The organism is Selenomonas bovis DSM 23594, assembly GCF_000381005.1.
In the GTDB taxonomy this organism is placed as follows: Bacteria; Bacillota; Negativicutes; order Selenomonadales; family Selenomonadaceae; genus Selenomonas_C; species Selenomonas_C bovis.
Map to the genome: position 1 here is coordinate 1 of NZ_KB908384.1, position 26,287 is coordinate 26,287.

Sequence of the window (26,287 nt, forward strand, 5' to 3'; positions counted from 1 at the left end):
AGTATAGTACATCTATATGTAGTAGTAAATACACGGTTCCCTTCTGGTATTGACTACTACATATAGATGTACTACTAGGCTGATAAGGGAATCTGATCCACTTCTGTGCTACCTAAAGTACCCACATCTATTACACTAAGGAGATTCCCCATGATCTTGACATCATCGCTCGGCGGCAGGATTTCTTTCCAGTCCATCCTGAGCGCGTTGCCCTCGTGGATGTTGGCGTTGGTCGTGAGCGGCAGGAAGTTCATTTCGCGGTGGACGATGCCCTCGGTCTCCTGCATCATCTGGCTTTCGGCGATCCATATCGCTGTCTTGGCGACGGAGACGGCGAAGTCGTTGATCTCGATGCCGTAGAACTGCTGGATGCTGACCTTGATGGGGGAGTAGGCCGCTTCGTCGAAGCCGAGGACGCCGCTGCCGGCCTTGTCGAGGACGGTCTCGCGCAGGATGTCGTTCTCGAGGCGGCGCAGGGAGAGGTAGCTCTCCGTGAGGAAATTCCCACTGCCGCACGCAGGATCGAAGCAGCGGATGGCGGCGAGTTTCTGCTGCAGGGCCTGGAGCTTTTCCGTGCGCGCCTTGATGGTCTTTTCCTGCATGGCGGCGTGGAATTCTTCTTTGTAGGCATCGAGGAACAGCGGGTCGATGACTTTGTGGATGTTCTCGATGCTCGTGTAGTGCATGCCGCCCGCGCGGCGCGTGGCCGGGTTCAGCGTGCTCTCGAAGATGGCGCCGAAGATGGTCGGGGAGATCTGGCTCCAGTCGAAGTTGCAGGCATCCTCGAGGATGAGGCGGCGCACCGCATCGTTCATCGGCGGCACGGGGACGCTTTCCGCGAAGAGGCCGCCGTTGACGTAGGGAAAGGCGGCGAGTCCGGCCTCGAGGAAGGGATCGCGCGCTTCTGGCTTTTCGTCGAGCACCTGGAAGAGGTCGCTGAGGGCCTTGGCGAAGTGCTGCGGGCGGTAGTCGTCGAGGTAGTCGTGGAATATGTTGCGCCGACCGAAGATGCCGGCGTCCTCGGCGTAGAGGCAGAAGACGAGGCGCACGCAGAGCTTGTTGAGGTACTCGGTCGCCTGGGCTTCGCTGAGCTGCGGCGCGCCGAGGTAGAGGGGCTGGAGCGCGGTGTAGAGGCGGCCGACGAGCTCGCCCGCGCTCTTGCTGATCTCCATCTCCTTCGTGATGTGGCTGTCCTTCACATCGACCATGAACTGGAGGCGGTAGGCCTCGTCCGCGAGGTCAGCGAGCTCGATGAGCTGCGGCGCGTCGTTGGGATGCTCCATGTCGAATACCTGGAACTGGCGGAAGTTGCAGGTGATGATCCAGCGCGGGCGCTCGGAGTACGGCAGCGCCGCGGCGTAGCGCTTCGCCTGTTCGGCGGGCTTGAGGAGCGTGCCGTCGCTCTGCCGGATGGGCTTTTCGAGGTCGACGCCGCGGCCTTTCTGCTCGATCATCGTGTGCGTCGCGGGGATCATGACGTCGATGAAGCTCGTGTGGCTGAGTTTCACGCGCGTCTCGAAGCGCACGAAGCTCGCGGGGTCCTCGACGCCGTATACTTTCTGCAAAAGCTCGATCCAGAACCGCTGGCTGTCCTGTTTCTCGTCGCCCTTTCCCTGCCATTTCGCGGCGAACGCCGCCGCCGCGCGCTTTTGTCGATCCATCGCTTTCCGTTCCTTTCCTTTGTATGTTCTGTGCCCATTGTAGCGCAGGGGGCAGGCGCGGCGCAAGGCGGGGCTTGCGTTTTCCATGACTATGTATTACAATGTATTACAGAAGGGAGGCGGGCGAAATGACGGTATCGGTACGTTTGAATGATGACGATGCAGCACTGTTCCGTGACTATGCGGCGCTCCACGGGCTCACGATGTCCGAGCTCATCCGCCGTGCGGTGCTGGAGCGGATCAATGATGCATATGATATGAGATGCTACGATCGCGCGATGGCGGAGTACCGTGCACACCCGGAGACGTTCACGCTCGACGAGGTGGAGAAGGAGCTGGGGCTTTCTTGACGTATCATGTGCTTTTTACGGCGGCGGCGAAAAAGTCCCTGAAGAAGCTCAATCGGCATACGGCGGCGCTGATCCTCGGGTGGATTCGCAAGAACCTCGAGGGCTGCGAGAATCCGAGGCTGCACGGCAAGGGGCTGACGGCGAACCGCAGCGGGGAGTGGCGCTACCGCGTCGGCGACTATCGCCTCATCGCTGATATACAGGATTGCGACGTCGTAATCCTGATGCTCCACATCGGCCATCGCCGCGAAATCTATTCCTGATGCGCCTGCGCGCGGCCCGTTCCGACGCGGCAGAAAAACTTGCGATAGATCGTGCCTTCCATGTTATAATGGTGTCATCATACCATCGTGACAAGGAGGCAATTTTTTTATGCCAATCAAGATACCGAATGCTCTGCCGGCCGCGCATATTCTCGAGGGGGAGAATATCTTCGTCATGGATGCGGACAGGGCGTATGCACAGGACATCCGTCCGCTCAAAATCCTCATCCTGAATCTCATGCCAATCAAGTACATCACGGAGACGCAGCTCCTGCGGCTGCTCGGCAACAGCGCGCTGCAGGTCGAGGTGGATTTTATCTATACGGAGAGCTATACGCCGAGCCACACGCCGATGGACTATCTCGCGCAGTTCTACGGGACGTTCGACGAGGTGCGCCACAAGAAGTACGACGGTATGATCATCACGGGCGCGCCGGTCGAGAACATGGCGTTCGAGGAGGTCGCGTACTGGGACGAGATCGCGGAGATCATGGAGTGGAGCAAGTCGCATGTGTATTCGACGTTCCATATCTGCTGGGGCGCGCAGGCGGGGCTCTACTATCACTACGGCATCCCGAAGTACGAGGTGCCGGAGAAGATCTTCGGCGTGTTCAAGCATCATCTCTGCGTCGAGCATGAGAAGCTCCTGCGCGGCTTCGACGATGAGTTCTATGTGCCGCATTCGCGCCATACGGAGGAGCACAAGGAAGATATCCTGAAGGTGCCGGAGCTCACGATCCTCGCGGAGGCGGAGCAGCCAGCGGGCGTCTACGCCATTGCGAATCTCGAGAAACGCCAGTTCTTCATCACGGGCCACGCGGAGTACGATCCGAATACCCTCAAGCAGGAGTACGACCGCGATGAAAAGGCGGGCCTGCATCCGCAGATTCCCGTGAACTACTATCCGAACGACGATCCGACGCAGAAGCCGATCGTGCGCTGGCGCAGCGTCGCGCATCTCCTCTTCGCGAACTGGCTCAACTACTATGTCTATCAGGAGACGCCGTACGAGATCGATGCCATCTGCAATGACAGGGACGATTGAGCGCGGGCGTTGCGCATGAGACTTTTTCCGTGCGACATGGGACACATGTCGCACTTTTTTCAGATTCGTATGATATAATAAGAATGTTTGATTCCATGTGCTATGTAAATCCCCAAGAGCGCAAGCCGCAGGCGCAGCGCGATTGGCTGGATTTACTGTAAGGGCGATGCACAATGTCCACGAAGTGGACGTTTGTGCATGTAGTTTGCTATGTAAATCCCCAAGAGCGCAAGCCGCAGGCGCAGCGCGATTGGCTGGATTTACTGTAAGGGCGGTGCACAATGTCCACGGAGTGGACGTTTGTGCATGTAGTTTGCGATGGAATCTGTGGCGCTTGGGAAGGGCAGGGGAGGCTGTCGGTTTCCGGGGCCGCGAACATGATTTGGGGAGGAAGTTTCATGAGTCAATGGAAAGGAAAGCTGGCCGGGCTCGTCGCGGCGGGTCTGCTGGCCGTCTTGCCGCTCGCGGCGACGCCCGCGCTCGCTGAGCCGCCCGCGGTGCCGGAGGATATCTATCAGTGGGTGCAGTCGACGGCACGGCAGAATTATTATTTCAACAAGCAGCAGATGTGCTATGAGATTCGCGCGGACGGGACGGTGGATGAGCATGTGCTCATCGTGCCGACGCTGCGCACATACGACGATGTGCAGATCCAGGATGTCATCTCGAAGCGCCGCTGGAAGCTCGAGGATCTCACGGGCTACGACGCGCTCGCGGGCGCGGCGGAGTATCTGAAGATCGATCTCGCGGCGCAGACGGTCACGATCACGGAGCATGACGACCTCGACGGCGACTGGGGCGTCATCCGCGAGGAGAAGGAGCCGGAGATCGTGCAGCTCGCGGAGCTCTCGGAGAAGGATGTGGACGCGTGCTTCTACCGCGCGATTATCCAGTATGCGCAGAAGCATGCGGCGGAGCTGCGCGCGCGGACGGAGCAGAAGGCGGCCGAGGCGGCGAGCGAAGAGAAAGGCAAAGGCTGAGCCGCCTGCCGTGCGGAAAGCGGCTGTCGGCGCTGCGCGATGGCGCGGCTGGGACGGACGCTGCGTGCGGCGATGCGCTGTCGGCAGCGCGTGCCTGGCAACTGAGGATATGGCCGCTTTTGCGCTGGAGCGGCGGTAGAGGAGGAGGGAGCGCATGGAGCAGCTCATCGAGCGAGCGGCGCGGACGCACCGCCTGACGGAGGAGGAGATTACAAGGCTCCTTGCAGCACCGGAGGCGGAGGAGGCGCTCGCGCGCGCTGCGGACGCGGTGCGGCGGCGCTATGTCGGCGACGGCGTGCATCTGCGCGGGCTCATCGAGTTCTCGAATATCTGCCGGCAGGACTGCTGCTACTGCGGCCTGCGGCGCGAGAACGCGCGCGTCGAGCGCTACCGTCTCGACGCGGACGCCATCGTCGCGCTCGCGCGCAAGGCGAAGGGCTACGGCTATCAGACCGTCGTGCTGCAATCGGGCGAGGATGCCCATTTCACGGCGGAACGCCTCGCGGCCATCGTGCGCCGCATCAAGGCGCTCGATCTCGCGGTGACGCTCTCCGTCGGCGAGCGCAGCCACGAGACGTACGCGCTATGGCGCGCGGCGGGTGCCGACCGCTATCTGCTGCGCATCGAGACGACGGACGCGGCGCTCTATGAGCGGTACGATCCCGGCATGTCGCACGAGAACCGCCTGCGTTGCCTGCGCGACCTGCGCGCGCTCGGCTATGAGGTTGGAACGGGCAGCCTCATCGGCCTGCCGGGGCAGGACGCGCGGTCGCTCGCGCGCGACATCCTGTTCTACCAGGAGATCGACGCGGACATGGTCGGCATCGGGCCGCTGATCCCGAACGGCGACACGCCGCTCGGCGGGGCCGCGCCCGGCGACTTCCACCTCACGCGGCGCATGGTGTCGCTGCTGCGCCTGCTGCTGCCCGAGGCGAACATCCCCGCGACGACGGCGATGGAGACGCTCGTACCGCGTGGCCGTGAGCTCATATTGACCTCGGGCGCGAACGTCGTGATGCCGAACGTCACGGAGGGCGACTACCGCAGGAAGTACGCGCTCTACCCCGGGAAGATCTGCGTCGCGGACACGCCCGAGGACTGCCGCGCCTGCATGGGCGGGCGCATCAAGGCGCTCGGCCGCTGTGTCGCGGCGGACAAGGGATATCGCCGTCATGGCGCGGCGCGCTGAGCTTTGCGCGGCGCCTGGCCGGCAACAGGAAGCAGGACAGGAGGATCTGACATGAGGAGAAACGACAGGGAGATCAAGGACCGCGCGGAGATCCTCGCGGTCATGCGGCGCTGCGCCGTCTGCCATCTCGCGCTCAACGACGCAGACGGCTATCCGTATGTGCTGCCGCTCAACTACGGCATCGAGGAAAAGGACGGACAGGTTGTCCTCTACTTCCACAGCGCGCTCGCGGGGAAGAAGCTCGACCTCCTCGTCCGCGACAGCCGCGCCGCCTTCGCGGTGGACACGAAGCACCAGCTCCAATACTTCGAGGAGAAGGGCTACTGCACCTACGCCTACGAGAGCGTGCTCGGGCGCGGGCGGCTGCGCCTGCTCGCGGAGGAGGAGAAGGCGGCGGCGCTCGACGCGCTCATGGAGCACTACCATCCGGGCGAACATGCATGGTACAACCCCGCGGCCATCCCGCGCACGGCGGTCTATGCGCTCGAAGTCGAGGAAATGACGGGCAAGCGGAAGCTGCCGAAATAGGGCAAGAGGTTCGCAAGGGGGCGGGCAGGGCACGGGCGGCAAAGCTCGCCAAAAGCCGACGCTGCGTCAGGCGTGCCGCCTTCCATGCCTCGGGAATGAGAGACCGCCCTCCAGCGCGTGTCGGAGGGCGGTCTCTTGTCTGTGTCTTGCAGTTTGCGCGGCGTTTCTTCAGTGGAATAGCAGCAGGATGACGCCGCCGGCGGCTGACATGCCGACGATGCAGAATTTGAGCAGCGGCAGCGGGGCGAGATGGGTGGCCTTCGCGCCGAACCAGGCGCCGACCATGAGGCCGAGCAGCGTCTCGAGGAAGAGCACTGGCTCGAGGTGGCCGCTCAGGAGGTAGCCGAGGCCGCCGGCCGCGGAGATGGGGATGATGACCATCATGCAGGTGCCGACAGTCTGCAGGAGCGGCACGCCGAATACGACCATGAGTGCGAGCTGGATGAACGCGGCGGCGCCGATGCCGAACGCGGCGGAGAGGAAGCCGACGAGGACGCCTGTGACGCTGCCGTAGACGTAGAGGCGGCGTCCCGTGAGGAGCGTCTCTCGCACGGGGAAATGGCGCGCGAGCCACGCGCCCTGGTAGATGCGCAGGTAGAGGAGCACGGCGGAGAGGAGCATCATGGCGGAGGTGGCGAGGGTGAGATCGCCCGCGGGCATGATATTCGAGACAGCCGCGCCGAGGAACGCGCCTATGATGCCGAAGAGGCCGACGATGGCGCCCGTCCGGACGACGACCTCGTGCTGGCGGAAATGGCTGATGGCGCCGGAGAGCGTCGTGAAGACCATCGAGGCGAGCGCGACGGCGAGTGCCTCGTGGATGGGGATGCCGAAACCGACATTGAGCAGTGTGATGGTGACGCCTGCGCCGCCGGCGCCGACGAAGCCGATGAGCGCGCCGAGCGCGAGCATGGAGAGAAAGATCATGGGGAAGCCTCCTTGAGAGAAATCGCCGGGGAATCCTTCCTGCGTGACTGCGCAGCGCTCTGCCGCGGCAGGCGTGCCTGGCACGGCAGGCGGGGGCCTGCAAACGGCACGCAGGGGCCGTAGCCGGAAGCGTTCCTGCGCGGTCTTTGCGCGTGCAGCAGCGCGTCCGGCGGCATCGTGGCGTCGCGCGCGTGGTCTCAGCGATTCCGAAAGAAAAAATGATAAACGAAAAGCCATGACCGCAGCCATGGCTTGTATTTGCTGGTGACACCTATGGGATTCGAACCCATGAACCCGGCGTGAGAGGCCGGTGTCTTAACCACTTGACGAAGGTGCCCTGGTGACACCTATGGGATTCGAACCCATGAACCCGGCGTGAGAGGCCGGTGTCTTAACCACTTGACGAAGGTGCCATCCTCTTTTGCACAACTCAGAGAGTATTGCGCTGAAGGACAGATATTATTATATTACAGAGATGCGAGCGCGTCAAGACTTTTTTTGAGGCGCGCGAGAGAATTTTCTTTGCCGAGCAGCGAGAGAATCTCCGTCGCGCCGCCGGGCGTGACCTTCTGGCCCGCGGCCGCGATGCGCACGACCCACATCAGGAGGCCTTTCTTGACACCGGTCGCCTCGATGTGCGCCTCTAGCTTCGCGTAGAGGTTCTCGTTGTTCCACTCCGCCTCGGGGATGGCTTCGAGCAGCGCGATGACAGCGGGCAAGAGCTCCTTGGCCTTCTCCGGCGTGACCTTGTTGCGCTTATTGACGTAGAGCTCGGCGTCAAAGGCGGGTGCCTCGATGAGGAAGCGGATCTCATCCGGGATCTGGCCGAGGCGCTCGATGCGCGTGCGCAGCAGGGCCGCGAGATAGTCCCAATGGGCTTCGAGATAGTCCGGCAGATCACCGGCGAAGGGGCGCGCCATAGCGGCGAATGCGGCATCGTCCATCGCCTTGAAATACTCGCCGCTGACCCAGCCGAGCTTCGCGTAGTCGAAGACGGCCGGCGACTTGCTGAGGCCCTCGAGGCTGAAATGCTCGATGAGCTCCTGCATGGAGAAGATCTCCTGGTTCGTGTTCTTCGGGTTCCAGCCGAGCAGCGCGACGTAGTTGACGATGGCCTGCGGCAGGTAGCCCATCTTCACGAGGTCGTCGAACGAGGTCGCGCCGTGGCGCTTCGAGAGCTTGCTGACGCTGCCGTCCTCGTTCTTGCCCATGACGGGGGCGAGGTGGATGAAGACGGGGACGTCCCAGCCGAACGACTCGTAGAGCAGGATGTATTTCGGTGTGGAGGTGATGAACTCCGCGCCGCGCATGATGTGCGTGATGCCCATGAGGTGATCGTCGATGACGTTGGCGAAATTGTAGGTCGGCATGCCGTCGCGCTTCAGCAGCACCTGATCCTCAAGCTCGCTGTTCGGGATGGTGATGCTCCCATGCAGCACGTCGGCGTAGGTCGTTGCGCCGTCAAGCGGCATCTTCTGGCGGATGACGTAGGGATCGCCGTTCCTTAGGTGCGCGTCGATGACGTCCTGCGGCAGGTCGCGGCAGGTGCGGTCGTAGCCGCCGAACTCGCCCGTCGAGTGGTCCTCATCGGGATCGCAGAAGCAGTAGTAGGCGTGGCCGGTCTTTACGAGCTCCTCCGCGTACTTCTTGTAGAGCGGCAGGCGCTCGCTTTGCACATAGGGACCGCAGTCGCCGCCGTAGCCGGGGCCCTCGTCGGGTACGATGCCCGCGAGCTTCAGCGTGCGCTCGATGAAATCGACGGCGTCGGCGACGTAGCGCGTGCGGTCGGTGTCCTCGATGCGCAGGATGAAATCGCCGCCCTGGGATTTCGCGTAGAGATATGCGTAGAGCGCCGTGCGCAGGTTGCCGATGTGCATGTAGCCCGTCGGGCTCGGCGCGAAGCGCGTGCGTACTTTCTTGTCTGTCAAGGTCGTTCCTCCTCTTGGATGGTCGTTGTTTCTTCTAAAGAGAAAGTATACTACAAATAAAGGAAATAAGGAACCACTGTTTCCTTGGGGCGCTTCGGATTTGCGCAGATGCGTTGGACACGCGACGAGATGCGCGGAGACGGAGTGCCGGATGGAACAGCGGTTCCCTGGGTGCGTGGGATTGCCTGCGAGGGATGGTGCAGACTCGTTTCAGCGGTTGAGGAACTGATAGGCGGCGCGGAACATGAGCATAGAGCTCACGGCACCGGGGTCCTCGCAGCCGATGGAGCGCTCGCCGAGATAGCTCGCGCGTCCCTTGCGCGCGGCGATGGTCTTCGTGTATTCAACGCCCTCGTTGGCGGCCTGGTTCGCGTCGGCGAGGCATTCGTAGAGCGTGCTGCCGTCGGCGTAAGGCGCAGTGAAGCATTCGTGGATGGGGATGAGCACGTCGAGCATCGTCTTGTCGCCGCGCCGGGCGTGACCGCGCTTCTCGATGCCCGCGATGGCGGCGCCGAGCAGGCGCTCTGCCGAGTCGATCGTGAGCCGTTCGTCCTCCGCGCAGACTTCGCTCGCGCAGAGGAAGCCCGTGCCGTAGAGCGGGCCGGCTGCGCCGCCGACGTTTTCAAGGATGGCGGTGCCGACGGCATGCAGGACGGCTTTCGGATTTTCCGGATGCTCGAGCGTGTCGAGCGCCTCGAGCACAGCCTCGAAGCCGCGTGCCATGTTGATGCCGTGGTCGCCGTCGCCGATCTTCGCGTCGAGATCCGAGAGATAGTTTTTTTCGCGCAGGATCATCTGCGCGACAGCCTCGATGGTTTCCGTGAGTTTCGACATGATTTGCAGTCTCCTATCTGACGATTCGTGTGGGAATATTGCCGGGGTAGGTGTTTTCTATTGTGATTATTATAGCGCAGATAGAAATGCAGGCGCAAGCGTGAATTGTCGTGATATTCTTCCGAGCGAAAGAGCGGGAGCGGCAGTGTTTCCGCCGACACTTTTCTATGCAGATTCTGAAAAATATTTGCGGGTACTAGAAGAAAAACGTATAATATAACCTGATGAGAAGAGGAGTTATGTTGTTCGTGTTATACGGCGGGACTGTTTCCGGCTGCCCCGCGGGAGGGAAAGCAATCGTATGGAAATCAAGGATATGCGTGCGTTTTACGCCATTGTAGAGGAAGGGAACATCAGCCACGCGGCGCAGCGGCTCGATATCGCGCAGCCGGCGCTCTCGCGCCAGATGAAGAGGCTCGAGACGCAGCTCGGCGTGCAGCTTTTTGAGCGCGGCAGCCGCCGCATCCGTCTGACGGACGCGGGGCGCGTGCTCTATTCGCGCGTTGAGCATATCCTCGGCATGGTGGACGGTACGGTGCGCGAGATCACGGAGATCGGCTCGGGCGTGGCGGGGTGCATCCGGCTCGGCACGATCACGACGTCGGGTGCGATGCTGCTGCCGGAGCTCATCACGGAGTTCCATCGCCGCTATCCGCAGGTGACGTTCCAGCTCTGGGAGGGCGAGGGGACGCGCATCCTCGAGCTGCTCGACAATCGCGTAATCGAGATCGGCATCACGCGCACGCAGGTCGATGCGCGCGTCTATGAGTCCATCGTGCTGCCGAACGAGCCGCTCGTGCTCATCATGAACAAGGCGCACGACATCGGCAGTGACGCGCAGAAGGTCCGCCTCGCGGAGCTTAAGGACCAGCCGCTCATCATCCCGCTGCGCTGGCAGTCAATGTTTACGGCGAATTGCCGCAAGCTCGGTTTCGAGCCGAATATCCTCTGCGTCTCGGACAGCATCGTGCAGGATCTCCTGCTCGCGAAGATGGGCATGGGCATGGCTATCCTGCCCATCTCCTCGAAGACGCTGCTCACGGACGGCGACCTCACCTATAAGAAGCTCGTGGATCCTGAGATCACGACGCATACGGTCGTCGCCTGGCTCAAGAACCGCACGCTCTCCCAGTCGGCGAGCCATCTCATCGCGCTCTTCCGCGAGATGTTCCTCGCCTGAGCGCGGTTCTCTTTTGGCGCACAGCATCCGCTGCGCGCCTTTTTCCTGTGCGGGCGCTCGGCGCGTGGGTGCATGATATTTCTGTTAAAAAAACGGGCGGGACTTTCTTTTCTCTTTCGTTCGTTATATAGTTATAAACAGGAAGATTAGAAAATCAAGCCGAAATTAAATATAATGGGAGGAAACGATGATGTCAGATCAGCCTGTACGCATTTTCATTGTAGAGGATGAGCGCCGTATCGCGCGCTTCCTGCAGATCGAGCTCGAGCATGAGGGGTTCGAGACGGCGACGGAGGACAACGGCCAGCGCGCGTTCGAGCGCATCGGCCAGGAGAGGTTCGATCTCGTGCTCCTCGATGTCATGTTACCCGGGATCGACGGGTTCGAGGTCTGCCGCAAGGTGCGCGAGTTCTCGAGCGTGCCGATCATCATGCTTACGGCGAAAGATGAGCTCGAGGACAAGGTCACGGGTCTCGATATCGGTGCCGATGACTACATCACGAAGCCGTTCGCCATCCAGGAGCTCATGGCGCGCATCCGCGCGGCGCTGCGCAAGCATCAGGCGCCGGAGACGCCGGAGGGCGAGCGCCTGACGTGCAAGAATCTCGTGCTCTATCCGAGCCGCTACGAGGTGACGGTCAACGGTGAGGAAATCCATCTGACGAAGAAGGAGTATTCCCTGCTCGAGTATCTGCTGCGCAACAAGCGCAATGTGCTCACGCGCGATCAGATCCTGCAGGAGGTATGGGGCTACGACTACGCAGGCGATACGAACGTCGTCGATGTCTATATCCGCTATTTGCGCGCGAAGATCGACGAGCGGTTCGGCGACAAGTATATCTATACGGTCCGCGGCGTAGGCTATGTCATCAAGGATTAAATACCGGCTTGCGTCGCTGCGGCGCAGCATGTGCGCGCCGCGTATCTCGACAAAGATTACGGCGCTTTACGCGCTCCTCCTGTCGCTGATCCTCATCATCACGATATTCAGCATGGGGCTTGGCATCTATTTCTCCATCTATCATCAGGCGGAGCGCGAGATCGATATCTCGGTGCAGCAGGTCCTGCAGAAGCTCGAGAACGGAGCGGACTTCACGCAGTCCTTCTGGGATGATGATCCTGTGCTGCCAGGTGTCGTGCTGCGCGTGACGAATATCACGGGGCGCGTCGTCTTCGAGAACGACTCGCATTTCCCGCCGCTCGAGGAGGTGGCGGCGAACACGCGCGACTGGTCGCCGTTCTTGTCGGACAAGAACCTGCGCGTCGCTGATATCGGGAACTGGAGCATCTACCATGAGGAGATCGATGTCATGCATGACGGCTCCATCTACACGCTGCATTTCCTGCGGACGATCACGGCGGAGCGCCAGTTCCTCAAGCATGTGCAGCAGTTCCTCATTTTCGCGATGATCGTCGGTTTCATCTTTGCGCTCGCCATGGGGTATCTCGCGAGCCGCCGCATCCTGAAGCCCATCCGGACGCTCACGGCGACAGCGCGCAAGATCGAGATCGAGCGCATGGACCGGCGCATCGAGGTGCCTGAGGCACGGGATGAACTCACAGAGCTCACGGTCACGTTCAACCACATGCTCGACCGCCTGCAGGATGGCATCAACCAGCAGCAGCGTTTCGTCTCGGATGCCTCGCATGAGCTGCGCACGCCGGTGACGGTCATCCTCGGCTATTCGGATCTGCTCGCGCGCTGGGGGCAGTCAGATGCCGAGGTGCTCAAGGAGGGCATTTCCTCCATTCGCTCGGAGGCGGAGAATATGCAGCAGCTCATCGAGAAGCTGCTTTTCCTCGCGCGCGCCGACCAGAAACGGCAGGTGCTTCACAAGGAGGCTCTCGAGCTCTCGGAGCTGCTCGCGGATGTGATGAAGAAGATGAAGCTCGTGACGAAGCGGCATACGGTCGAGCTCCTGCGGAACGACCCGGGCACGATCTTTGCCGATCCGGTCATGATGCGGCAGATGATGCGCATCTTCCTGGAGAACAGCACGAAGTATACGCCGGCGGGCGGCCGCATCACGGCCGAGAGCGTGCGCGAGGGGGGCTTCTTCCGCGTGACGTTCGCCGATACGGGCATCGGCATTGCGCCGAAGGACCAGAAGAAGGTCTTCGAGCGGTTCTACCGCGTCGACACTTCCCGCACGAAAGCGGAGGGCGTGAGCGGCACGGGGCTGGGCCTCTCGATCGCGTCCTGGATTGCCGAGCAGCACGGCATCGAGATCTCGCTTGAGAGCAATCTCGGCGAGGGCACGCAGATCCACCTGAGAATCCCGCTCATGTGCGGCTGAGATGCGCCCCTGGCTGTTGCGGCGCCGACGCGATATGACGCCGCGAGGCATCTTGATCAAAATCGATTGGAAAGGAAGCGCTGGCTGCATCCGCGCTTCCGGAAAAGGAACGCCGCCTGCACCGATGAACATGGGTGCGGGCGGCGTTCTTTCTGCGTATTCTCACTCTGGCGGCAGGAGGCGGGCGGCGCCGCTTGCTGCAGGCAGGTCACTCGAGGGAAATGATCTTATGCTTGAGCACGTAGACGAGCGCCTGCGTGCGGTCGTTGACGTTGAGCTTGCGGAAGATGTTCGTGAGGTGGTTCTTGACCGTCTTCTCGCTCACGCAGAGCGCCTGCGCGATGTCCTGGTTGGAGAAGCCCTTCGCGATGCAGGCGAGCACGTCCATCTCGCGCGTCGTGAGCCGCTCGCTGCGGCTCTCGCGCCACATCTCGCGCGCCTTCTCCGTGAGGTCCTCGCCCTCGGCAGCGCCGCCGAAGAGGCGCTCGGAGAGCTTCGGATAGACGAAGGCGTTGCCCTCGTTGACGACGTGGATGGCCTTGATGAGGACGCTCGGTTCCACATCCTTGAGCAGGTAGCCGAGCGCGCCGTTCTTGAGCATCTCGAGTACGTAGTTGTCGCTGTCGTGAATGGTAAGCGCGATGATCTTCGTCTTGCACTTCGCGGCTTGCAGCTGCTTCGTGACCTCGAGGCCGCTGAGTCCCGGCATGTTGAGATCGAGCAGCAGGATGTCCGGCTGCAGGACGAGCGTGCGGGCAAGCGTCTCCTGCCCGTCCTCGGCCTCGCCGACCACCTCGAGATCGTCCTCGAAGTTCAGGACACGCTTGATGCCCTGGCGCAGGAGTGCGTGATCGTCCGCGATGAGAATCTTGATAGCCATACTTCTATTTCTCCCCTTTAGCTGGCGCTGTCTCAGGAAGGACATGCGCTGTTAAGAACATCATGATTTCTGAGTCTTCCTTGCTTTTCCGCTCGTTGCGGAAGAACGCCCCGAGCACGGGCAGGTCCCCGAGGAAGGGAATCTTGCTGAGACTCCTGGCCTCCTCGCTGCCGATGAGGCCGCCGATGACCATCGTCTCTCCGTCTCTGAGGCGGACGGTCGTGTCGGCACTGCGTTTCTGGAACCGGTAGGCTTTGAGGTCGGCGACGTAGAGCGGCGAGCTGACCTCCGTGTGAACGAGGGCCGTGATGCTGCCGTCGTCGCTCACCCAGGGCGTATAGCGGAGGATGATGCCGGCTTTCTGATACGTAAAAGAGGTCGTCGTTGCCCGGTCGGTCGTCTCGGTCGTAGGAACAGGCACCTCGCCGCCAATCTCGATGACGGCCTCCCGGCCCGTGAGCGTCGTGACATTGGGCCGCGAAAGGAGCTTGGCCTTGCCCTCGCTCACGAGGGCGTGGAGGTTCGCCTCGTAGTAGAACTCGAAGGGATATCCTTCCGGCCCGCGCCCGAACTGGAGGACGCCGGGGATGGCGGAACCGCCGCGGAACGTCCGGCGGACCTCCCGTTTCGGCAGATCCTCGTACTCCGTGACGCGTTTGCCGTCCGCGGTCGTCGTGGTATGGCGGCGTGTCTCCCATGACTCGCTGACCTCGGGCGTCTGCGGCAGGGCGGACCAGTTCCACTCGACGCCGAGCTCCCGCGAGGCATCCTTGGAGAGGGAGACGACCTTCGCTTCGAGAGATACCTGGCGGGCTGGGACGTCCAGTGTCCGGAGCAACTCGCGCACGGCCTCTGCCTCGTCCGGTGTGCCGTAGAAGATGAGGGACTGGCTGTCCGCATCGCAAGTCACGCGCGTCTGATCGCTCGGCTGTGCGGCAGTCCTAGGACGATTCTCTTTCTTTTCTGTATCACTATTACTATTCGTCACTTTTGGTTCAAATCCTGCCGAGGGAAAAGATAAATTTACGGCGGCGGCGAGCCGGTCCGGCGCGCCGTAGCGGATGGGAAAGACGTAGGGACGGCGCTGGGCGCTCCGGCGCGAGGCGGCGGAGATGTAGAACGTCGTGCCCTGTTGCTCGACGGCAAGCCCGTACATGCGTGCGAGCTGCGGGAGGAAAAGCGCGGGCTCGGCCTCCGTGTCGATGGTGACGCGGCCTTCGACCGCGCTGTCGAGCACGAGCCCGTAGCCGCCGAGCCGCGCTGCCGCGCGCAGGACGGCGGCGAGATCGGCATCGACGAAATGGAGTGAGACGGGCGCGGCAGCTGCGGGGAGCGGCAGGAGGAGTGCTGTGAGCAGGGCGGGGAGGATGAGGGCTTTCGAGAGTATCGGATGCATGGCGTCTCCTTTCCTGGCGGTTGCGTTGCGGTCGTCCTTGGGGGAATCGCTGGTCCATCATGCGAGTAGGTGCGCGGCAGCTGCCTGTTCCTCCGCTGACTGGCGGGCTTCAGTCATCCGGCAGGCGCAAGGTGAGCGTGGCGTCTGTGCCCGTGAGCGTGACGGAGCGTTCGCCGATGTCGGAGACCGTATAGCCGCCGACGGTGTCGCCGACGAAGAGCATGTGCGTCTGCGTGCCGTCGCTGATGGAGGCGGCAGCGGTGTCCGTGCTGCGCGCGATGCCCTTGAGCAGGAGCGGCACGGGCGCTGGTGCGGGCGGTGTGGGCGAGGTCGCCGCTGCGCTTCGGGGCGGCGGCCCTGCGGCCGTCGCGGGGGGAGCGGCTGCCGCGGGCCTTGCGTGAGCGGCGTCCGGCTGGCTGCGCGCCTGCCGCGTCTCATGCTGGAGGGAGAACGGGTTCGTGAGCGGCGTTCCAGCGCGCGCAGCCTCCGCGCCTAGGATTTTTTTCACAGGGGCGGGCGCTTGCTGTGGAGCACTCGGCTCTGAGGCGCTTGGCTGCGGCACCGCCGCCGCGCGCCGTAGCGCCGGTGTATCGCCTGCCGTCGTCTCATAGGCGAGCAGGGCGAGCAGCAGGCAGCAGGCCGCCGCGAGCAGCAACGGGCGGGGATGTGCGTGGAGGAAAGCGCGCAGCGCTTGCAGTTTCGTATCCATCGGCAGTCTCCTTGACATAGATCCAGTGGCTTTCCCTGATACATTCGCGATGCAGGCAGGGGCTTCCTGCTTCGGATGAGTAGAAAATATAGTTTCATCACTGATTTCTTAAGTGCATGCGCAGTATCTCTATTCATCAGTGGTTCCTTAAGCTGAGGTGAGCTGATGATTTGACAGCGGCTTGACATTTCGGGGCGCCATGTTAGAATGAAGTGCGGCGGCCGTATGTGCTGCCGAAGAAAATAGTATCTGTTTCGGCAGAGTAGGTGCCTGCGCGTCAAGTGCCGGTCGGACGGGGAGTTGCCGACTGGACGAAGGGGGAGACCCCGCGGTGCAGGTGTTGCATCCCGCTGCTGCATGGACGGGATCTTCTCGTGCTGCGGCAACGCTGAACGAGGAGGTCTTTTTTGATGCAGAAATTTCGTCGTGCGCTCGGTTCGTCCCTTCCTGTGCCGCGGACAGAGGGGCAGGCGGCTGGCTTTGTCTGGTGCGCCGCGTCCCGCACGCGCTCGCTCGTGCTCGCGGGTGTCTTTGCGGCGCTCACGGTGCTGCTCACATACGTTTTCGCCGTGCAGACGCCGTTCGTGCGCTTCAGCTTCGGCTTTCTGCCGCTCGCGCTCTACGGGGCGCTCGCTGGGCCGTGGCGGGCGGCGCTCGTCGCGGCGGCGGCGGATCTCATCGGCGTGAGCCTGTTCGGCACGGGCGCGTTCTTCCCGGGCTTCACGTTCTCGGCGCTGCTCGTGGGGGCGGTCTACGGCGCGTCTTTCCACGGGCGGCCGCTGACGGTCTGGCGCGTGGCGCTGACGTTCCTCTTCGTGGACACGGCGGTGCATCTCGTGCTCAATACACTCTGGCTCTATCTGCTCTACGGCAAGGGCGTTGCGGCCCTGCTCGCGAGCCGAGTGCCGAAGATCGTCCTCTGCTATCCGCTGCGCGTCGCGATGTTCCTCATCGTCAGCCGACCGCTGCTGCAGTTCGCAGCCGGTCGCCGCTGAGGCGGCGGAGCGCGAGGGAATCTATTCCCGCCGATTCATGGCGGTCTCGTGGGATCAGACGGGGGCTGCCGCATGCATTCTTGCGTGCGGCAGCCCCCGGTTTTTTATGAAGTTTCTGCGGGATCACTGCTTTGCGTTTTCGCGGTGCGCTGGGCGGAGGCAGGCGCGCTGACTCTGGCGCACGGCAGGGCGTAGGTCTGAGCGCCGTTACGTTCGGATGGTGCGCGCAGGTGCCGCATGGGCGTTTGGGAGGGTGTAGTGTCCGCCCATCGCCGCTTGCGGCTGATCGCGAGGATTTGCAAGAATTTTTTTTCCGCTCTTGACAGATGACGGACAGCATGCTATCATCAAAATAACAAAAGATAACATAATATAACAAAATATAAAAATAAAACGCTAGGGAGGCTGCTATGATATCAGCGGATCGTCAGAAACTTATTTTGGAATATTTGCGTCAGAAGGAAACGGTTCTGAGCAGTGCATTGGCGAAAGAGTTCGGCGTCACGTTGATGACGATCGGACGCGATCTCAAGCAGCTGGAGGAAAAGGGACTCTTGGTGCGCACGCATGGGGGTGCGATGTTGCCGGGATTCATGGAGGCGGAGACCAGCTATGCGAAGAAAAAATCGAGCGCCATAGATGTGAAGAGACGCCTTGCCGCGGCGGCGTTGCCCTTTCTCCATCCTGGTATGACGCTCTTCCTGGATGCGGGCACCACGACGTATGAGATCGCGGAGCAGCTCGTCAGCGAGAAACTCAACGATCTGACGGTCATCACGAACGACTTGCGGATCGCCTTGCTCTTGTATCCGTCGAAGGAACTCCGGACCATCATGCTCGGGGGGCGGATCCTGCGGGAGACGGGCGGCGTAGCCGGAGCCCTGGCGGCGGAGGAGCTGGCCTCGTATGTGATCGACCTTGCGATCCTGGGGACTTCGGCGGTCACGGAGGATCTCTACCTGGTCGTGCCGACGGAGGCCAAGATGATGTTCAAGCGCCAGGCGATAGAGAAGAGCGGCGCGGCCATCCTAGTCGCGGATCACACGAAGTTCCATAAAAAGAAGTGCTATAAGGTTGCCCCGCTGCAGGCATTCACGCATATCATCACGGATGTGAAGGAGGATGCGCTCGTGCAGGCGGGGCTGGAGGAAAAGCTGATCATCGCATAAGGGGGTGCGAGTCATGAAGGGAATCATTGTTGCGGATGACCTCACGGGGGCGAATGCTTCGGGGGCGCTCGTGAAGAAGCTGGGGCTTTCTGTCTGCAGCCTGTTCTCGTTGCAGGACGCGCCGGAGGTGGATGTGCTGTCCTATTCGACGGACTCGAGGGGCGTGGCGCCGCAGGAGGCTTACCGCCGCGTCTACGATGCGTTCACGCGCTTGGGGAAAGGCGCGGATTTCTGCAACAAGCGCATCGATTCGACGCTGCGCGGCAATATCGGCGCGGAGATTGACGGCGCGCTGGATGCTTTGGGGGAGGACTACCGCGCCATCGTCGTGCCGGCGTATCCGGACTCCGGCCGCGTCGTGGTCAACAGGACTATGCTCGTGAACGGCATGCTCCTGACAGACTCCGACGCGGGCCGCGATCCGAAGATGCCGGTGACGTCGGATGATGTCGTAGCGCTCGTCAAGGCGCAGACGAAGCGTCAGGTCGCCTACATCCCGCTGAAGGAGATCGCCAGAGGCGAGGACAGCCTGGCCTCGCTCGTGCGCGAGAAAGCGGCGTCGGCGCCGATTCTCGTCTTTGACGCCGTGCGCAACGAGGATATCCGCACGGTCGCGAGAGCCGTCCGGAAGGCGTCTCTCAAGGTGCTCACCGTCGATCCGGGCCCGCTGACGATGCAGTATGTGCATGTGATGCAGGTGTCGGAGCAGCGCGAGCAGAAGGTCCTGCTCGTCATCGGCAGCGTCACGCAGACGACGCAGCGCCAGATCGCCTATATCCTGAAGGCGCGCCGCGTGTTCCTCGTCCAGATGCAGGTGGCTGCGTTCTGGGAGGAAGGGCGGCGCAGGGAGGAGATTCGCCGGACGGTGGAGAAGATCCGCGCGGCCGTCGATCAGGAGGATGTCCTGATGGTGACGACGACGCCGCTCGATGCGGCGGATGTCGTCGACCTCCATGCGGCCGCGGCGCAGTATGGGAAAACGATGGAGGAGATCTCCCAGCTGCTCTCGGGCACGCTGACGGAGGCCGCGGCGGAGATCCTGGAAAAGGAGCCAAAGCTCAAGGGGGTGTACTGCTCCGGCGGCGATATCACGGTCGCGCTCCTGGCGCGGCTCAAGGCCTCCGGCATCGAGATCCGCGATGAGGTTCTGCCGCTCGCCGTCTACGGGCGCATCCAGGGCGGCGAGAAGCCGGAACTGCGCATCGTGACCAAGGGCGGCATGATTGGCGGCGACGACGCAATCGCGCTCTGCCTGAACAAGATTGCCAAGGATGTGGATTGAATGAGGAATATCGCTGCGGCAGCAGAAGGCAGCCAGGAAGCGGCGGTTGATTTTGAAAGGAGCGTTTTTTTATGAAAAAGCCATTGATCGGAGTACCTATGGGAGATCCTGCCGGCGTCGGTGCGGAGATCACAGTCAAGTCGCTCATGAGCGACAAGGTCAAGGACGTTGCCGATGTCATCGTGGTCGGCGACAAGGAGGTCTTGGCGCAGGCGCTGAAGGTCTGCGGCCTGACGGCAGAGCTGAACTGCGTGGATGATCCGGCGGACGGCCGCTATGAGGATGGCGTCATCAACGTCATCGACCTCGACAATATCGACATGGCGTCGCTGCAGATGGGCAAGGTGCAGGCGATGTGCGGCAAGGCGGCCTTCGAGTACATCGAGAAATGCGTGGAGCTCGCCATGGCGCACAAGATCGACGCCATCGCCACCACGCCGATCAACAAGGAGGCGCTGCGGGCGGCGCATGTCAACTACATCGGACATACGGAGATCCTGGGCGCGTTGTCGCACTCCCGCGATCCGCTGACGATGTTCGAGGTGGATGGCCTGCGTGTCTTCTTCCTCACGCGCCACATGTCCCTGCGCGAGGCCTGCGATGCGGTCAAGAAGGATCGCGTGCTGGAATACATCCGCCGCTGCACGAAGGCGCTGCAGCAGCTCGGCGTCAAGGGCAAGATGGCGGTGGCCGGATTGAACCCGCATTCCGGTGAGCACGGGCTCTTCGGCTGGGAAGAAGTGAAGGAGATCGCGCCCGCCGTCGCGCAGGCACAGCAGGAGGGCTACGACGTCGTCGGCCCGATCGGCCCGGACTCCGTCTTCCATCAGGCGCTCCAGGGGCGCTATCAGGCGGTGCTCTCCCTCTATCACGATCAGGGCCATATCGCGACCAAGACGTATGATTTCGAGCGGACGATCGCCGTTACGCTCGACATGCCGTTCCTGCGCACGTCGGTGGATCATGGCACGGCCTTCGATATCGCTGGCAAGGGCATCGTCAGCGACATCAGCATGATCGAAGCCATCCGGCTCGCGGCGAAATACGCACCGAATTTCGTGCAAAAGCAGGCATGAGCAAGGGAGCCCTGCCAAGCGTGCGCGGTGGCGCCATGGGTACCTGAGGGGACAGGGAGCGCGTGACTTCGCGTCTTGGCAGGGCGCAGGAGGAATTTCTGGGTATTTGAATGGGAGATGGTTTTCATGAATGCGGATACGCAAATCCTTGTGGGGCTTGGAATTGGTATTGTCTGCCTGATTTACATGATCATGAAGACGAAAATCCATACGTTCCTCGCTCTCATCATCGCGACAGTCATCGTCGGCATCATCGGCGGCATCGGCTATCAGCAGATCGTCGCGAGCATCACCAAGGGGTTCGGCGGCACGCTCGGCAGCATCGGCATCATCATCGGCTTCGGCGTCATGATGGGGCAGCTGTTCGAGGTCTCCGGCGCCGCGAAGCGCATGGCGCTCTCCTTCCTGAAGCTTTTCGGCAAGGGACGCGAGGAGATCGCCATGGCCATCACGGGCTTCCTCGTCTCGATTCCGATTTTTTGCGACTCCGGCTTCATCATCCTGACGCCGCTGGCCAAGGCAATCTCCTCTGAGACGCGGAAATCCATCGTGTCGATCGGCATCGCTCTGGCATGCGGCCTCGTCATCACGCATACGATGGTGCCGCCGACGCCGGGCCCTGTCGGCGTCGCCGGTATCTTCGAGGTCAATGTCGGCTCTCTGATCCTCTGGGGGCTCGTGCTCGCGGTTCCCATGCTCATCGGCCCGATTCTCTTCGCGCGCTGGGCGGGCAAGAAGATCTGGCAGATTCCTACGGAGGAGGGCGGCTGGACGCGTGACAAGAACTACCGGCCGGTTTCCGATCAGAGCATCTATGATGAGGCGCATCTGCCGTCTGCGTTCCTTTCCTTCGCACCGATTTTCACGCCGATCCTCCTGATCTTGCTCGGGACGGTCTCGACCGCGCTCGGCTACAAGGGCGGCCCGATCCCGAACCTGATCCAGTTCCTGGGCACGCCGGTCATCGCGGTCGGCATCGGCCTGCTCATCACGATCTACGGGCTGACGAGCAGCCTGCCGCGCAAACGCGTCCTCGACGAGATGGAGAAAGGTATCCGTTCCGCGGGCATCATCATCCTCATCACTGGCGGCGGCGGCGCGTTCGGCATGCTGATCCGCGACAGCGGCGTCGGCACGGTCATCGCGGAGGCCATGGTAGAGACGAGTCTGCCGGCAATCCTCCTGCCGTTCCTGATCGCGACGATCATCCGCTTCATCCAGGGCTCCGGCACGGTGGCGATGATCACGGCGGCCTCGATCACGGCGCCCATCATCGCGAATATGTCGGTGAATCCGGTCTTCGCGGCTCTGGCAGCCTGCGTCGGATCCCTGTTCTACTCGTACTTCAACGATAGCTTCTTCTGGGTGGTCAATCGCTCGATCGGCATCACGGAGGGCCGGGAGCAGTTGCGGCTCTACTCGGTGGCCAGCACGATCGCCTGGGCCATCGGCATCGTCGTCCTGCTGATTCTGAACGCGCTGTTCGGCTGAGGGATCGTGGGGAGACGAAAGGGCTCCTGATGCCTGCGGGGGTGCCATCCCGCCAGGCATCAGGAGCCTTTCTTTTGCAGGGGCTGCCTCAGTCGGCGCTGCCTTGCGAGAGATGCGCCGGGGCTTCTATACAATTCGGCGAGATGGTGTATAATATTTATTGGAAAATGCAAAATGGCATAGGGAGGAACAGCATCCATGGATAATGATATGATCCGGCAAAAGGCGGTTGATACGCTGAAACTGGAATCGGAAGCAGTTGCAAAACTCGTGAGCAATGTGAATGATGAGTTCGTGAAGGTGGTTCGGTGCATCCTGGACTGCCCGGCGCGCGTCATCGTGACCGGCATGGGCAAGTCAGGGCATATCGCGCGCAAGATGGCGGCGACGTTCGCCAGCACGGGGACGCCGTCGTTCTTCCTGCATCCGGCCGAGGCGTTCCACGGCGATCTGGGCATGGTGACGGAGAAGGATATCGTGATCGCGATCTCCAACAGCGGCGAGTCCGCAGAGACGATCAAGATCCTGCCGATCATCCGCCGCATCGGCGCGACCATCGTGGCGATGACGGGCGGCATGCAGTCGCAGCTCGCGCAGGCGGCTGACTACGTCATCGACATCGGACATGAGAAGGAGGCCTGCCCGCTGAACCTGGCGCCGACGACGAGCACGACCTGCACGCTGGCGATGGGCGATGCGCTGGCCGTGGCGGTCATGTCCGCGCGCAACTTCACGAAGCAGGATTTCGCGGTCTTCCATCCGGGCGGAGCGCTGGGGCGCAGGCTGCTGCTGAAGGTGGAGAACGTGATGCATACGGACGAGGAGAACCCGGTCATCGCCGCCGAGCAGACGGTCAAAGATGCACTCTTCGTCATGACGGAGAAAGGTCTCGGCGCCGTCTCTGTCGTGGACGCGGACGGGAAGTTCGTCGGTCTGCTGACCGATGGCATCGTGCGCAGGGCGCTGGCGAAGGACTACAATTTCCTCGATAAGACGGTCGGGTCGATCATGTTCGCGGAGCCGCTGACGATTGCCAAAAACAAGATGGCAACGGAGGCGCTCTCGGTCATGGAGAAGCATAAGCCGCGGCCGGTCACGGTGCTGCCGGTGCTCGAGGACGGGAAGCCCATCGGCATGGTGCATCTCACGGATCTCTTGAAACAGGGCGTCGTCTGAGGCACTCGTCGAGTCGTCGCGTCTGACGCCTGCCGTTTTTTGGGGGGGGCGTTATTTGGCGCTTGCCGTTTGAAAAAAGCCGCTCTGACGCGGAGAAACCTTTTTGCAAGGTGTTTTCTCCGTGGTCAGGGCGGCTCTTTGCTAGTAAATCCCCAAGTGCGCAAGCCGTAGGCGCAGCGCGATTGGCTGGATTTACTGCAAGGGCGAGACACAATGTCCACGCAGTGGACGTTTGTGCATGTAGCTTTGTGTCTCGCGGGAGGTCAGATGTAGTATTCCGTCTTGTCCTCGGGTTTTAGCGAGAAGGCGGTGAAGACCCGGTCGCGGATGTGGAGGAAGTCGGGGCTCGTGCGGTCGCGGCGGCCGTGGAGGTCGACGGGGAGGACGGTCTTGATCTTGCCGGGGTTCGGCGTCATGATGGCGATGCGGTCGGCGAGGACGACGGCTTCGTCGATGTCGTGCGTGACGAAGATGATGGTTTTCTTCTGCTCGCGGCAGATGGCGGAGATCTCGTCCTGGAGCTTCATGCGCGTGATGGCGTCGAGCGCGGCGAACGGCTCGTCCATGAAAAGGATGTCGGGGTCGACGGCGAGGGCGCGCGCGATGGCGACGCGCTGCTGCATGCCGCCTGATAGCTCAGCGGGATAGTGATCGAAGAAGCTCTCGAGGCCGACGAGCTTCAGGTAGCGGCGGGCTTTCTCCTCGCGCTCTTCCCTGGGGAACTGTAGGCTCTCGAGGCCGAGCTCGACGTTCTTGCCGACGGTGCGCCAGGGGAGCAGGCCGTAGTTCTGGAAGATGGTGACGCGGCGGATGGAAGGGGCCTCGATGGTCTCTCCGTCGATCTTCGCGCTGCCGCTCGTCGGCCGGTCGAAGCCCGCGAGGATGGAGAGCAGCGTGCTCTTGCCGCAGCCGGAGGGGCCGAGCAGGCAGATGAATTCGCCGCGCTCGATGGTGAGGCTGACGTGGTCGAGGGCGGTGAAGTCACCGCCCTTTTTCGGGTAGACGCGCGAGACGTCCTCGATGGTGATGTAGCTCATGGGGTGCTCCTTTCTCTTCTTATCTGACGCAGGCGGGTCGGATTTGCCGCCAGGGCGCTGTGCGATGGCTGCGAAGCGGACGCTGTGCTTCTTCCTGTCAGGCGACGCGGCTGCCGAAGCGGCGACTCACGGCGCGCTCGACGAGCGTGACGCCGCCGTCTAGAAGCAGGCCGAGCACGCCGATGGTGATGATGGCGGCCATGAGGAGGTCGGCGCGCAGGTTGTTGCGTGCGTCGATGATGAGGAAGCCGAGGCCCGACTGCGCACCGACCATCTCGCCCGCGACGAGGAAGACCCAGGCGGTGCCGAGCGCGAGGTGGAGACCGGTCGCGATGCGCGGGAAGACGGCGGGGAAGACGATCTTCGCGAGGAGCGCGGGCTGGCGGATGCCGAAGTTCTGCGCGACCTTGAGGTAGACGGGCGCGATGTCATGCACGGCGGCGACGGTCGCGAGCAGCACGGGGAAGAAGGCCGCGATGAAGATGATGACGAGCGCGGGCATCTCGCCGATGCCGAAGATGAGGACGATGAAGGGCAGCCAGGCCATCGGCGAGATGGGCCGGAGCACCTGCGCGATGGGATTGAGATAGGCCCAGACGCCGCGGTACCAGCCGAGCACGAGGCCGAGCAGCATCGCGAGCAGGACGGAGGAGAAGTAGCCGACGGCGAAGCGGTAGAGGCTCGCGCCGATGTCCTTGAGCAGCACACCGTCCGCGATGAGCTCATGGAGCCCCTGGAGCGTCGCGAGCGGCGAGGGGAAGAGCGCCTCGTTGTAGCCGCCGAGGGAGAGCAGCGCCTGCCAGGCGAGGAGTACGAGGAGGAGCGCGCCGAGCAGATGGCGCGCGGTTTTCTGAAGGTTCATGGGATCACGTCCTTTCGGAGGAGGCGGGGAGCAGCGTGGGGTCGACGAAGTCCTCGTAGGCGGGGGCGTTCTGGATGAGGCCCGTGTCCGTCATGCGGCGGATGAGCTCGTCGTAGGCGTCCGGGCGGATGGCGAGGTCGTCGTAGGAGATCCACCGGAGAGAGAGGTCGAGCACGGCGGGCTTGGCCTTGAAGACGCTCTGCGCGAGGTCGGCGGCCTCGTCTGGGTGCGCGGCAAGCTCTTCGCCTGCCGCGAGGTAGCCCTGCGTCACGCTCCGTGCGAGGTCGTGGTTCGCGCGCGCGAAGGCGCCGTTGAAGACGAGGGCGCAGCAGAGGCTGCCGGGCCAGAGGTCCTCGGAGCGCGCGAGGATGTGGCCGGTGCCGAGTGTGACCGCCTTCGCGCCGAAGGGCTCGGCGACGCAGTAGCCCGCGATCTGTCCCTGCGCGAGGCCCGCGGGCATCTCAGGCGGCGACATCTCGACGACGGTGAGGTCGCGCTCCGTCATGCCGTGCTCCGCGAGGAGCTGGTCGAGCAGGAGCTTGTGGGAGGATTGCTTGTGCGGGATGGCGAAGATCTTCCCCCGGAGGTCCTCGACGCGCTCGATGCCGTTTCCCGCGATGATGACGTTGCCGTCGCGGTGGCCGAGCGCGGCGGCTGTGAGGTCGATGCCCTGCTCGCGCGCCTTGACCGCGAGCTCGATGAGCACGGAGGCGCCGTCGACCTTGCCGGTGTTGAGCGCGTCCATGAGCTCGGGCCAGGAGCCGTAGCGGATGAGCTCGATCCTGACGGGGCCGCCCGCTGCCGCGAGCGTCTGCGACGCCTCGAAAAGAGGCAGCGCGTGCGTGATGGGCAGGTAGGCGATGCGGACGGTCCTGACGCCGTCTTTTGCCGCGCGCGGCGCGCCGGGCTGCTCGCCGCAGCCCGCGATAAGGAGCGCGAGCAGGAGTGTGAGGATGAGAATGGGCAGACGCTTCATAGAGCGGCCTCCTTTCGGTGGAGCAGATGGCGGCGCATACGGCAGGCCGCGTGGAG

Annotated in this window: 25 protein-coding genes, 2 tRNA genes and 1 riboswitch; of the genes, 15 read left to right on the forward strand and 12 right to left on the reverse strand. The window is 62.5% G+C overall.

Annotation, left to right across the window (positions count from 1 at the left end):
- Nucleotides 1-74: 74 nt before the first annotated feature.
- Entirely contained in the window at nucleotides 75-1,661 is a 1,587-nt protein-coding gene (locus tag F599_RS13595; RefSeq protein WP_019542327.1) for a DNA methyltransferase, read from the reverse strand.
- A gap of 128 nt (nucleotides 1,662-1,789) precedes the next feature.
- Between F599_RS13595 and relB the strand changes: the two genes are divergently transcribed.
- The 6 genes from relB (at nucleotide 1,790) to F599_RS0104500 (ending at nucleotide 6,016) form a co-directional block, all read left to right on the forward strand.
- Nucleotides 1,790-2,011, forward strand: coding sequence for a type II toxin-antitoxin system RelB family antitoxin (gene relB / locus F599_RS0104475; protein ID WP_019542328.1), 222 nt, complete (start codon nucleotides 1,790-1,792; stop codon nucleotides 2,009-2,011).
- On the forward strand, nucleotides 2,008-2,274 hold the full coding sequence (locus F599_RS0104480) for a type II toxin-antitoxin system RelE family toxin (protein WP_019542329.1): 267 nt from the start codon (nucleotides 2,008-2,010) through the stop codon (nucleotides 2,272-2,274). The genes relB and F599_RS0104480 overlap by 4 nt, the downstream gene beginning before the upstream one ends.
- A gap of 109 nt (nucleotides 2,275-2,383) precedes the next feature.
- Nucleotides 2,384-3,319, forward strand: a complete 936-nt coding sequence (metA, locus tag F599_RS0104485; protein WP_019542330.1) for a homoserine O-acetyltransferase MetA — start codon at nucleotides 2,384-2,386, stop codon at nucleotides 3,317-3,319.
- A 398-nt stretch (nucleotides 3,320-3,717) separates the two neighbouring features.
- On the forward strand, nucleotides 3,718-4,299 hold the full coding sequence (locus F599_RS13600) for a hypothetical protein (RefSeq protein ID WP_019542331.1): 582 nt from the start codon (nucleotides 3,718-3,720) through the stop codon (nucleotides 4,297-4,299).
- Between the two features lie 154 nt (nucleotides 4,300-4,453).
- Nucleotides 4,454-5,488, forward strand: coding sequence for a [FeFe] hydrogenase H-cluster radical SAM maturase HydE (gene hydE, locus F599_RS0104495; protein ID WP_019542332.1), 1,035 nt, complete (start codon nucleotides 4,454-4,456; stop codon nucleotides 5,486-5,488).
- A gap of 51 nt (nucleotides 5,489-5,539) precedes the next feature.
- Nucleotides 5,540-6,016 (forward strand): pyridoxamine 5'-phosphate oxidase family protein, encoded by a 477-nt coding sequence (locus tag F599_RS0104500; protein ID WP_019542333.1) that lies wholly within the window; start codon nucleotides 5,540-5,542, stop codon nucleotides 6,014-6,016.
- A 168-nt stretch (nucleotides 6,017-6,184) separates the two neighbouring features.
- Here F599_RS0104500 and F599_RS0104505 read toward each other — a convergent pair whose 3' ends face one another.
- From F599_RS0104505 to dhaL, 5 genes are all read right to left on the reverse strand, one after another.
- Nucleotides 6,185-6,943, reverse strand: a complete 759-nt coding sequence (locus tag F599_RS0104505) for a sulfite exporter TauE/SafE family protein (RefSeq protein ID WP_019542334.1) — start codon at nucleotides 6,941-6,943, stop codon at nucleotides 6,185-6,187.
- A gap of 262 nt (nucleotides 6,944-7,205) precedes the next feature.
- Nucleotides 7,206-7,280, reverse strand: a tRNA-Glu gene (locus tag F599_RS0104510).
- 1 nt (nucleotide 7,281) lies between these two features.
- Nucleotides 7,282-7,356 (reverse strand) — tRNA-Glu (locus tag F599_RS0104515).
- Between the two features lie 54 nt (nucleotides 7,357-7,410).
- The gene (gltX, locus tag F599_RS0104520) at nucleotides 7,411-8,871 is read right to left on the reverse strand and encodes a glutamate--tRNA ligase (protein WP_019542335.1); all 1,461 of its coding nucleotides are present in this window, start codon (nucleotides 8,869-8,871) and stop codon (nucleotides 7,411-7,413) included.
- Nucleotides 8,872-9,081: 210 nt separating this feature from the next.
- Nucleotides 9,082-9,705, reverse strand: a complete 624-nt coding sequence (gene dhaL / locus F599_RS0104525; RefSeq protein ID WP_019542336.1) for a dihydroxyacetone kinase subunit DhaL — start codon at nucleotides 9,703-9,705, stop codon at nucleotides 9,082-9,084.
- 301 nt (nucleotides 9,706-10,006) lie between these two features.
- Between dhaL and F599_RS0104530 the strand changes: the two genes are divergently transcribed.
- From F599_RS0104530 to F599_RS0104540, 3 genes are all read left to right on the forward strand, one after another.
- Nucleotides 10,007-10,885 carry a LysR family transcriptional regulator gene (locus tag F599_RS0104530; RefSeq protein ID WP_019542337.1) on the forward strand — a complete coding sequence of 293 codons (879 nt, stop codon included), beginning with the start codon at nucleotides 10,007-10,009 and terminating at the stop codon, nucleotides 10,883-10,885.
- A 190-nt stretch (nucleotides 10,886-11,075) separates the two neighbouring features.
- Entirely contained in the window at nucleotides 11,076-11,765 is a 690-nt protein-coding gene (locus tag F599_RS0104535; protein WP_019542338.1) for a response regulator transcription factor, read from the forward strand.
- Nucleotides 11,749-13,182, forward strand: coding sequence for a sensor histidine kinase (locus F599_RS0104540; RefSeq protein ID WP_051081662.1), 1,434 nt, complete (start codon nucleotides 11,749-11,751; stop codon nucleotides 13,180-13,182). The genes F599_RS0104535 and F599_RS0104540 overlap by 17 nt, the downstream gene beginning before the upstream one ends.
- 208 nt (nucleotides 13,183-13,390) lie before the next feature.
- Here F599_RS0104540 and F599_RS0104545 read toward each other — a convergent pair whose 3' ends face one another.
- The 3 genes from F599_RS0104545 to F599_RS0104555 all read right to left on the reverse strand — a co-directional run bounded on the left by F599_RS0104545 (nucleotide 13,391) and on the right by F599_RS0104555 (nucleotide 16,167).
- Entirely contained in the window at nucleotides 13,391-14,062 is a 672-nt protein-coding gene (locus tag F599_RS0104545; RefSeq protein WP_019542340.1) for a response regulator, read from the reverse strand.
- A gap of 4 nt (nucleotides 14,063-14,066) precedes the next feature.
- Nucleotides 14,067-15,458, reverse strand: coding sequence for a type II secretion system protein GspD (locus tag F599_RS0104550; RefSeq protein ID WP_019542341.1), 1,392 nt, complete (start codon nucleotides 15,456-15,458; stop codon nucleotides 14,067-14,069).
- Between the two features lie 109 nt (nucleotides 15,459-15,567).
- Nucleotides 15,568-16,167: a hypothetical protein gene (locus tag F599_RS0104555; protein ID WP_019542342.1), complete on the reverse strand. Its 600-nt coding sequence runs from the start codon at nucleotides 16,165-16,167 to the stop codon at nucleotides 15,568-15,570.
- Nucleotides 16,168-16,423: 256 nt separating this feature from the next.
- Nucleotides 16,424-16,522: riboswitch (THF riboswitch) on the forward strand.
- Nucleotides 16,523-16,577: 55 nt separating this feature from the next.
- Between F599_RS0104555 and F599_RS0104560 the strand changes: the two genes are divergently transcribed.
- The 6 genes from F599_RS0104560 (at nucleotide 16,578) to F599_RS0104585 (ending at nucleotide 23,356) form a co-directional block, all read left to right on the forward strand.
- Complete coding sequence (locus F599_RS0104560; protein WP_019542343.1) at nucleotides 16,578-17,162, forward strand: folate family ECF transporter S component; 585 nt, start codon at nucleotides 16,578-16,580, stop codon at nucleotides 17,160-17,162.
- 410 nt (nucleotides 17,163-17,572) lie between these two features.
- The gene (locus F599_RS0104565; protein WP_026327819.1) at nucleotides 17,573-18,331 is read left to right on the forward strand and encodes a DeoR/GlpR family DNA-binding transcription regulator; all 759 of its coding nucleotides are present in this window, start codon (nucleotides 17,573-17,575) and stop codon (nucleotides 18,329-18,331) included.
- Nucleotides 18,332-18,344: 13 nt separating this feature from the next.
- Nucleotides 18,345-19,613: a four-carbon acid sugar kinase family protein gene (locus F599_RS0104570; protein WP_019542345.1), complete on the forward strand. Its 1,269-nt coding sequence runs from the start codon at nucleotides 18,345-18,347 to the stop codon at nucleotides 19,611-19,613.
- A 71-nt stretch (nucleotides 19,614-19,684) separates the two neighbouring features.
- Nucleotides 19,685-20,689 (forward strand): 4-hydroxythreonine-4-phosphate dehydrogenase PdxA, encoded by a 1,005-nt coding sequence (gene pdxA, locus F599_RS0104575; RefSeq protein ID WP_020700496.1) that lies wholly within the window; start codon nucleotides 19,685-19,687, stop codon nucleotides 20,687-20,689.
- Between the two features lie 126 nt (nucleotides 20,690-20,815).
- Complete coding sequence (locus F599_RS0104580) at nucleotides 20,816-22,180, forward strand: GntP family permease (RefSeq protein WP_026327820.1); 1,365 nt, start codon at nucleotides 20,816-20,818, stop codon at nucleotides 22,178-22,180.
- A 198-nt stretch (nucleotides 22,181-22,378) separates the two neighbouring features.
- Complete coding sequence (locus F599_RS0104585) at nucleotides 22,379-23,356, forward strand: KpsF/GutQ family sugar-phosphate isomerase (protein WP_019542348.1); 978 nt, start codon at nucleotides 22,379-22,381, stop codon at nucleotides 23,354-23,356.
- A gap of 263 nt (nucleotides 23,357-23,619) precedes the next feature.
- On the opposite strand, the gene F599_RS0104590 is transcribed toward F599_RS0104585, so the two are convergent.
- From F599_RS0104590 to F599_RS0104600, 3 genes are all read right to left on the reverse strand, one after another.
- The gene (locus F599_RS0104590) at nucleotides 23,620-24,393 is read right to left on the reverse strand and encodes an ABC transporter ATP-binding protein (RefSeq protein WP_019542349.1); all 774 of its coding nucleotides are present in this window, start codon (nucleotides 24,391-24,393) and stop codon (nucleotides 23,620-23,622) included.
- Between the two features lie 97 nt (nucleotides 24,394-24,490).
- Complete coding sequence (locus F599_RS0104595) at nucleotides 24,491-25,255, reverse strand: ABC transporter permease (protein WP_019542350.1); 765 nt, start codon at nucleotides 25,253-25,255, stop codon at nucleotides 24,491-24,493.
- A gap of 4 nt (nucleotides 25,256-25,259) precedes the next feature.
- Nucleotides 25,260-26,231, reverse strand: a complete 972-nt coding sequence (locus tag F599_RS0104600) for an ABC transporter substrate-binding protein (protein ID WP_019542351.1) — start codon at nucleotides 26,229-26,231, stop codon at nucleotides 25,260-25,262.
- Nucleotides 26,232-26,287 lie beyond the last annotated feature (56 nt).

Excerpts from the sequence above, each read along its gene's own strand:
- F599_RS13595 (WP_019542327.1), bottom strand. The coding sequence starts at position 1,661 with ATGGATCGACAAAAGCGCGCGGCGGCGGCGTTCGCCGCGAAATGGCAG.
- relB (WP_019542328.1), top strand. The coding sequence starts at position 1,790 with ATGACGGTATCGGTACGTTTGAATGATGACGATGCAGCACTGTTCCGT.
- metA (WP_019542330.1), top strand. The coding sequence starts at position 2,384 with ATGCCAATCAAGATACCGAATGCTCTGCCGGCCGCGCATATTCTCGAG.
- F599_RS13600 (WP_019542331.1), top strand. The coding sequence starts at position 3,718 with ATGAGTCAATGGAAAGGAAAGCTGGCCGGGCTCGTCGCGGCGGGTCTG.
- hydE (WP_019542332.1), top strand. The coding sequence starts at position 4,454 with ATGGAGCAGCTCATCGAGCGAGCGGCGCGGACGCACCGCCTGACGGAG.
- F599_RS0104500 (WP_019542333.1), top strand. The coding sequence starts at position 5,540 with ATGAGGAGAAACGACAGGGAGATCAAGGACCGCGCGGAGATCCTCGCG.
- F599_RS0104505 (WP_019542334.1), bottom strand. The coding sequence starts at position 6,943 with ATGATCTTTCTCTCCATGCTCGCGCTCGGCGCGCTCATCGGCTTCGTC.
- dhaL (WP_019542336.1), bottom strand. The coding sequence starts at position 9,705 with ATGTCGAAACTCACGGAAACCATCGAGGCTGTCGCGCAGATGATCCTG.
- F599_RS0104530 (WP_019542337.1), top strand. The coding sequence starts at position 10,007 with ATGGAAATCAAGGATATGCGTGCGTTTTACGCCATTGTAGAGGAAGGG.
- F599_RS0104535 (WP_019542338.1), top strand. The coding sequence starts at position 11,076 with ATGTCAGATCAGCCTGTACGCATTTTCATTGTAGAGGATGAGCGCCGT.
- F599_RS0104540 (WP_051081662.1), top strand. The coding sequence starts at position 11,749 with ATGTCATCAAGGATTAAATACCGGCTTGCGTCGCTGCGGCGCAGCATG.
- F599_RS0104545 (WP_019542340.1), bottom strand. The coding sequence starts at position 14,062 with ATGGCTATCAAGATTCTCATCGCGGACGATCACGCACTCCTGCGCCAG.
- F599_RS0104550 (WP_019542341.1), bottom strand. The coding sequence starts at position 15,458 with ATGCATCCGATACTCTCGAAAGCCCTCATCCTCCCCGCCCTGCTCACA.
- F599_RS0104555 (WP_019542342.1), bottom strand. The coding sequence starts at position 16,167 with ATGGATACGAAACTGCAAGCGCTGCGCGCTTTCCTCCACGCACATCCC.
- F599_RS0104560 (WP_019542343.1), top strand. The coding sequence starts at position 16,578 with ATGCAGAAATTTCGTCGTGCGCTCGGTTCGTCCCTTCCTGTGCCGCGG.
- F599_RS0104565 (WP_026327819.1), top strand. The coding sequence starts at position 17,573 with ATGATATCAGCGGATCGTCAGAAACTTATTTTGGAATATTTGCGTCAG.
- F599_RS0104570 (WP_019542345.1), top strand. The coding sequence starts at position 18,345 with ATGAAGGGAATCATTGTTGCGGATGACCTCACGGGGGCGAATGCTTCG.
- pdxA (WP_020700496.1), top strand. The coding sequence starts at position 19,685 with ATGAAAAAGCCATTGATCGGAGTACCTATGGGAGATCCTGCCGGCGTC.
- F599_RS0104580 (WP_026327820.1), top strand. The coding sequence starts at position 20,816 with ATGAATGCGGATACGCAAATCCTTGTGGGGCTTGGAATTGGTATTGTC.
- F599_RS0104585 (WP_019542348.1), top strand. The coding sequence starts at position 22,379 with ATGGATAATGATATGATCCGGCAAAAGGCGGTTGATACGCTGAAACTG.
- F599_RS0104590 (WP_019542349.1), bottom strand. The coding sequence starts at position 24,393 with ATGAGCTACATCACCATCGAGGACGTCTCGCGCGTCTACCCGAAAAAG.
- F599_RS0104595 (WP_019542350.1), bottom strand. The coding sequence starts at position 25,255 with ATGAACCTTCAGAAAACCGCGCGCCATCTGCTCGGCGCGCTCCTCCTC.
- F599_RS0104600 (WP_019542351.1), bottom strand. The coding sequence starts at position 26,231 with ATGAAGCGTCTGCCCATTCTCATCCTCACACTCCTGCTCGCGCTCCTT.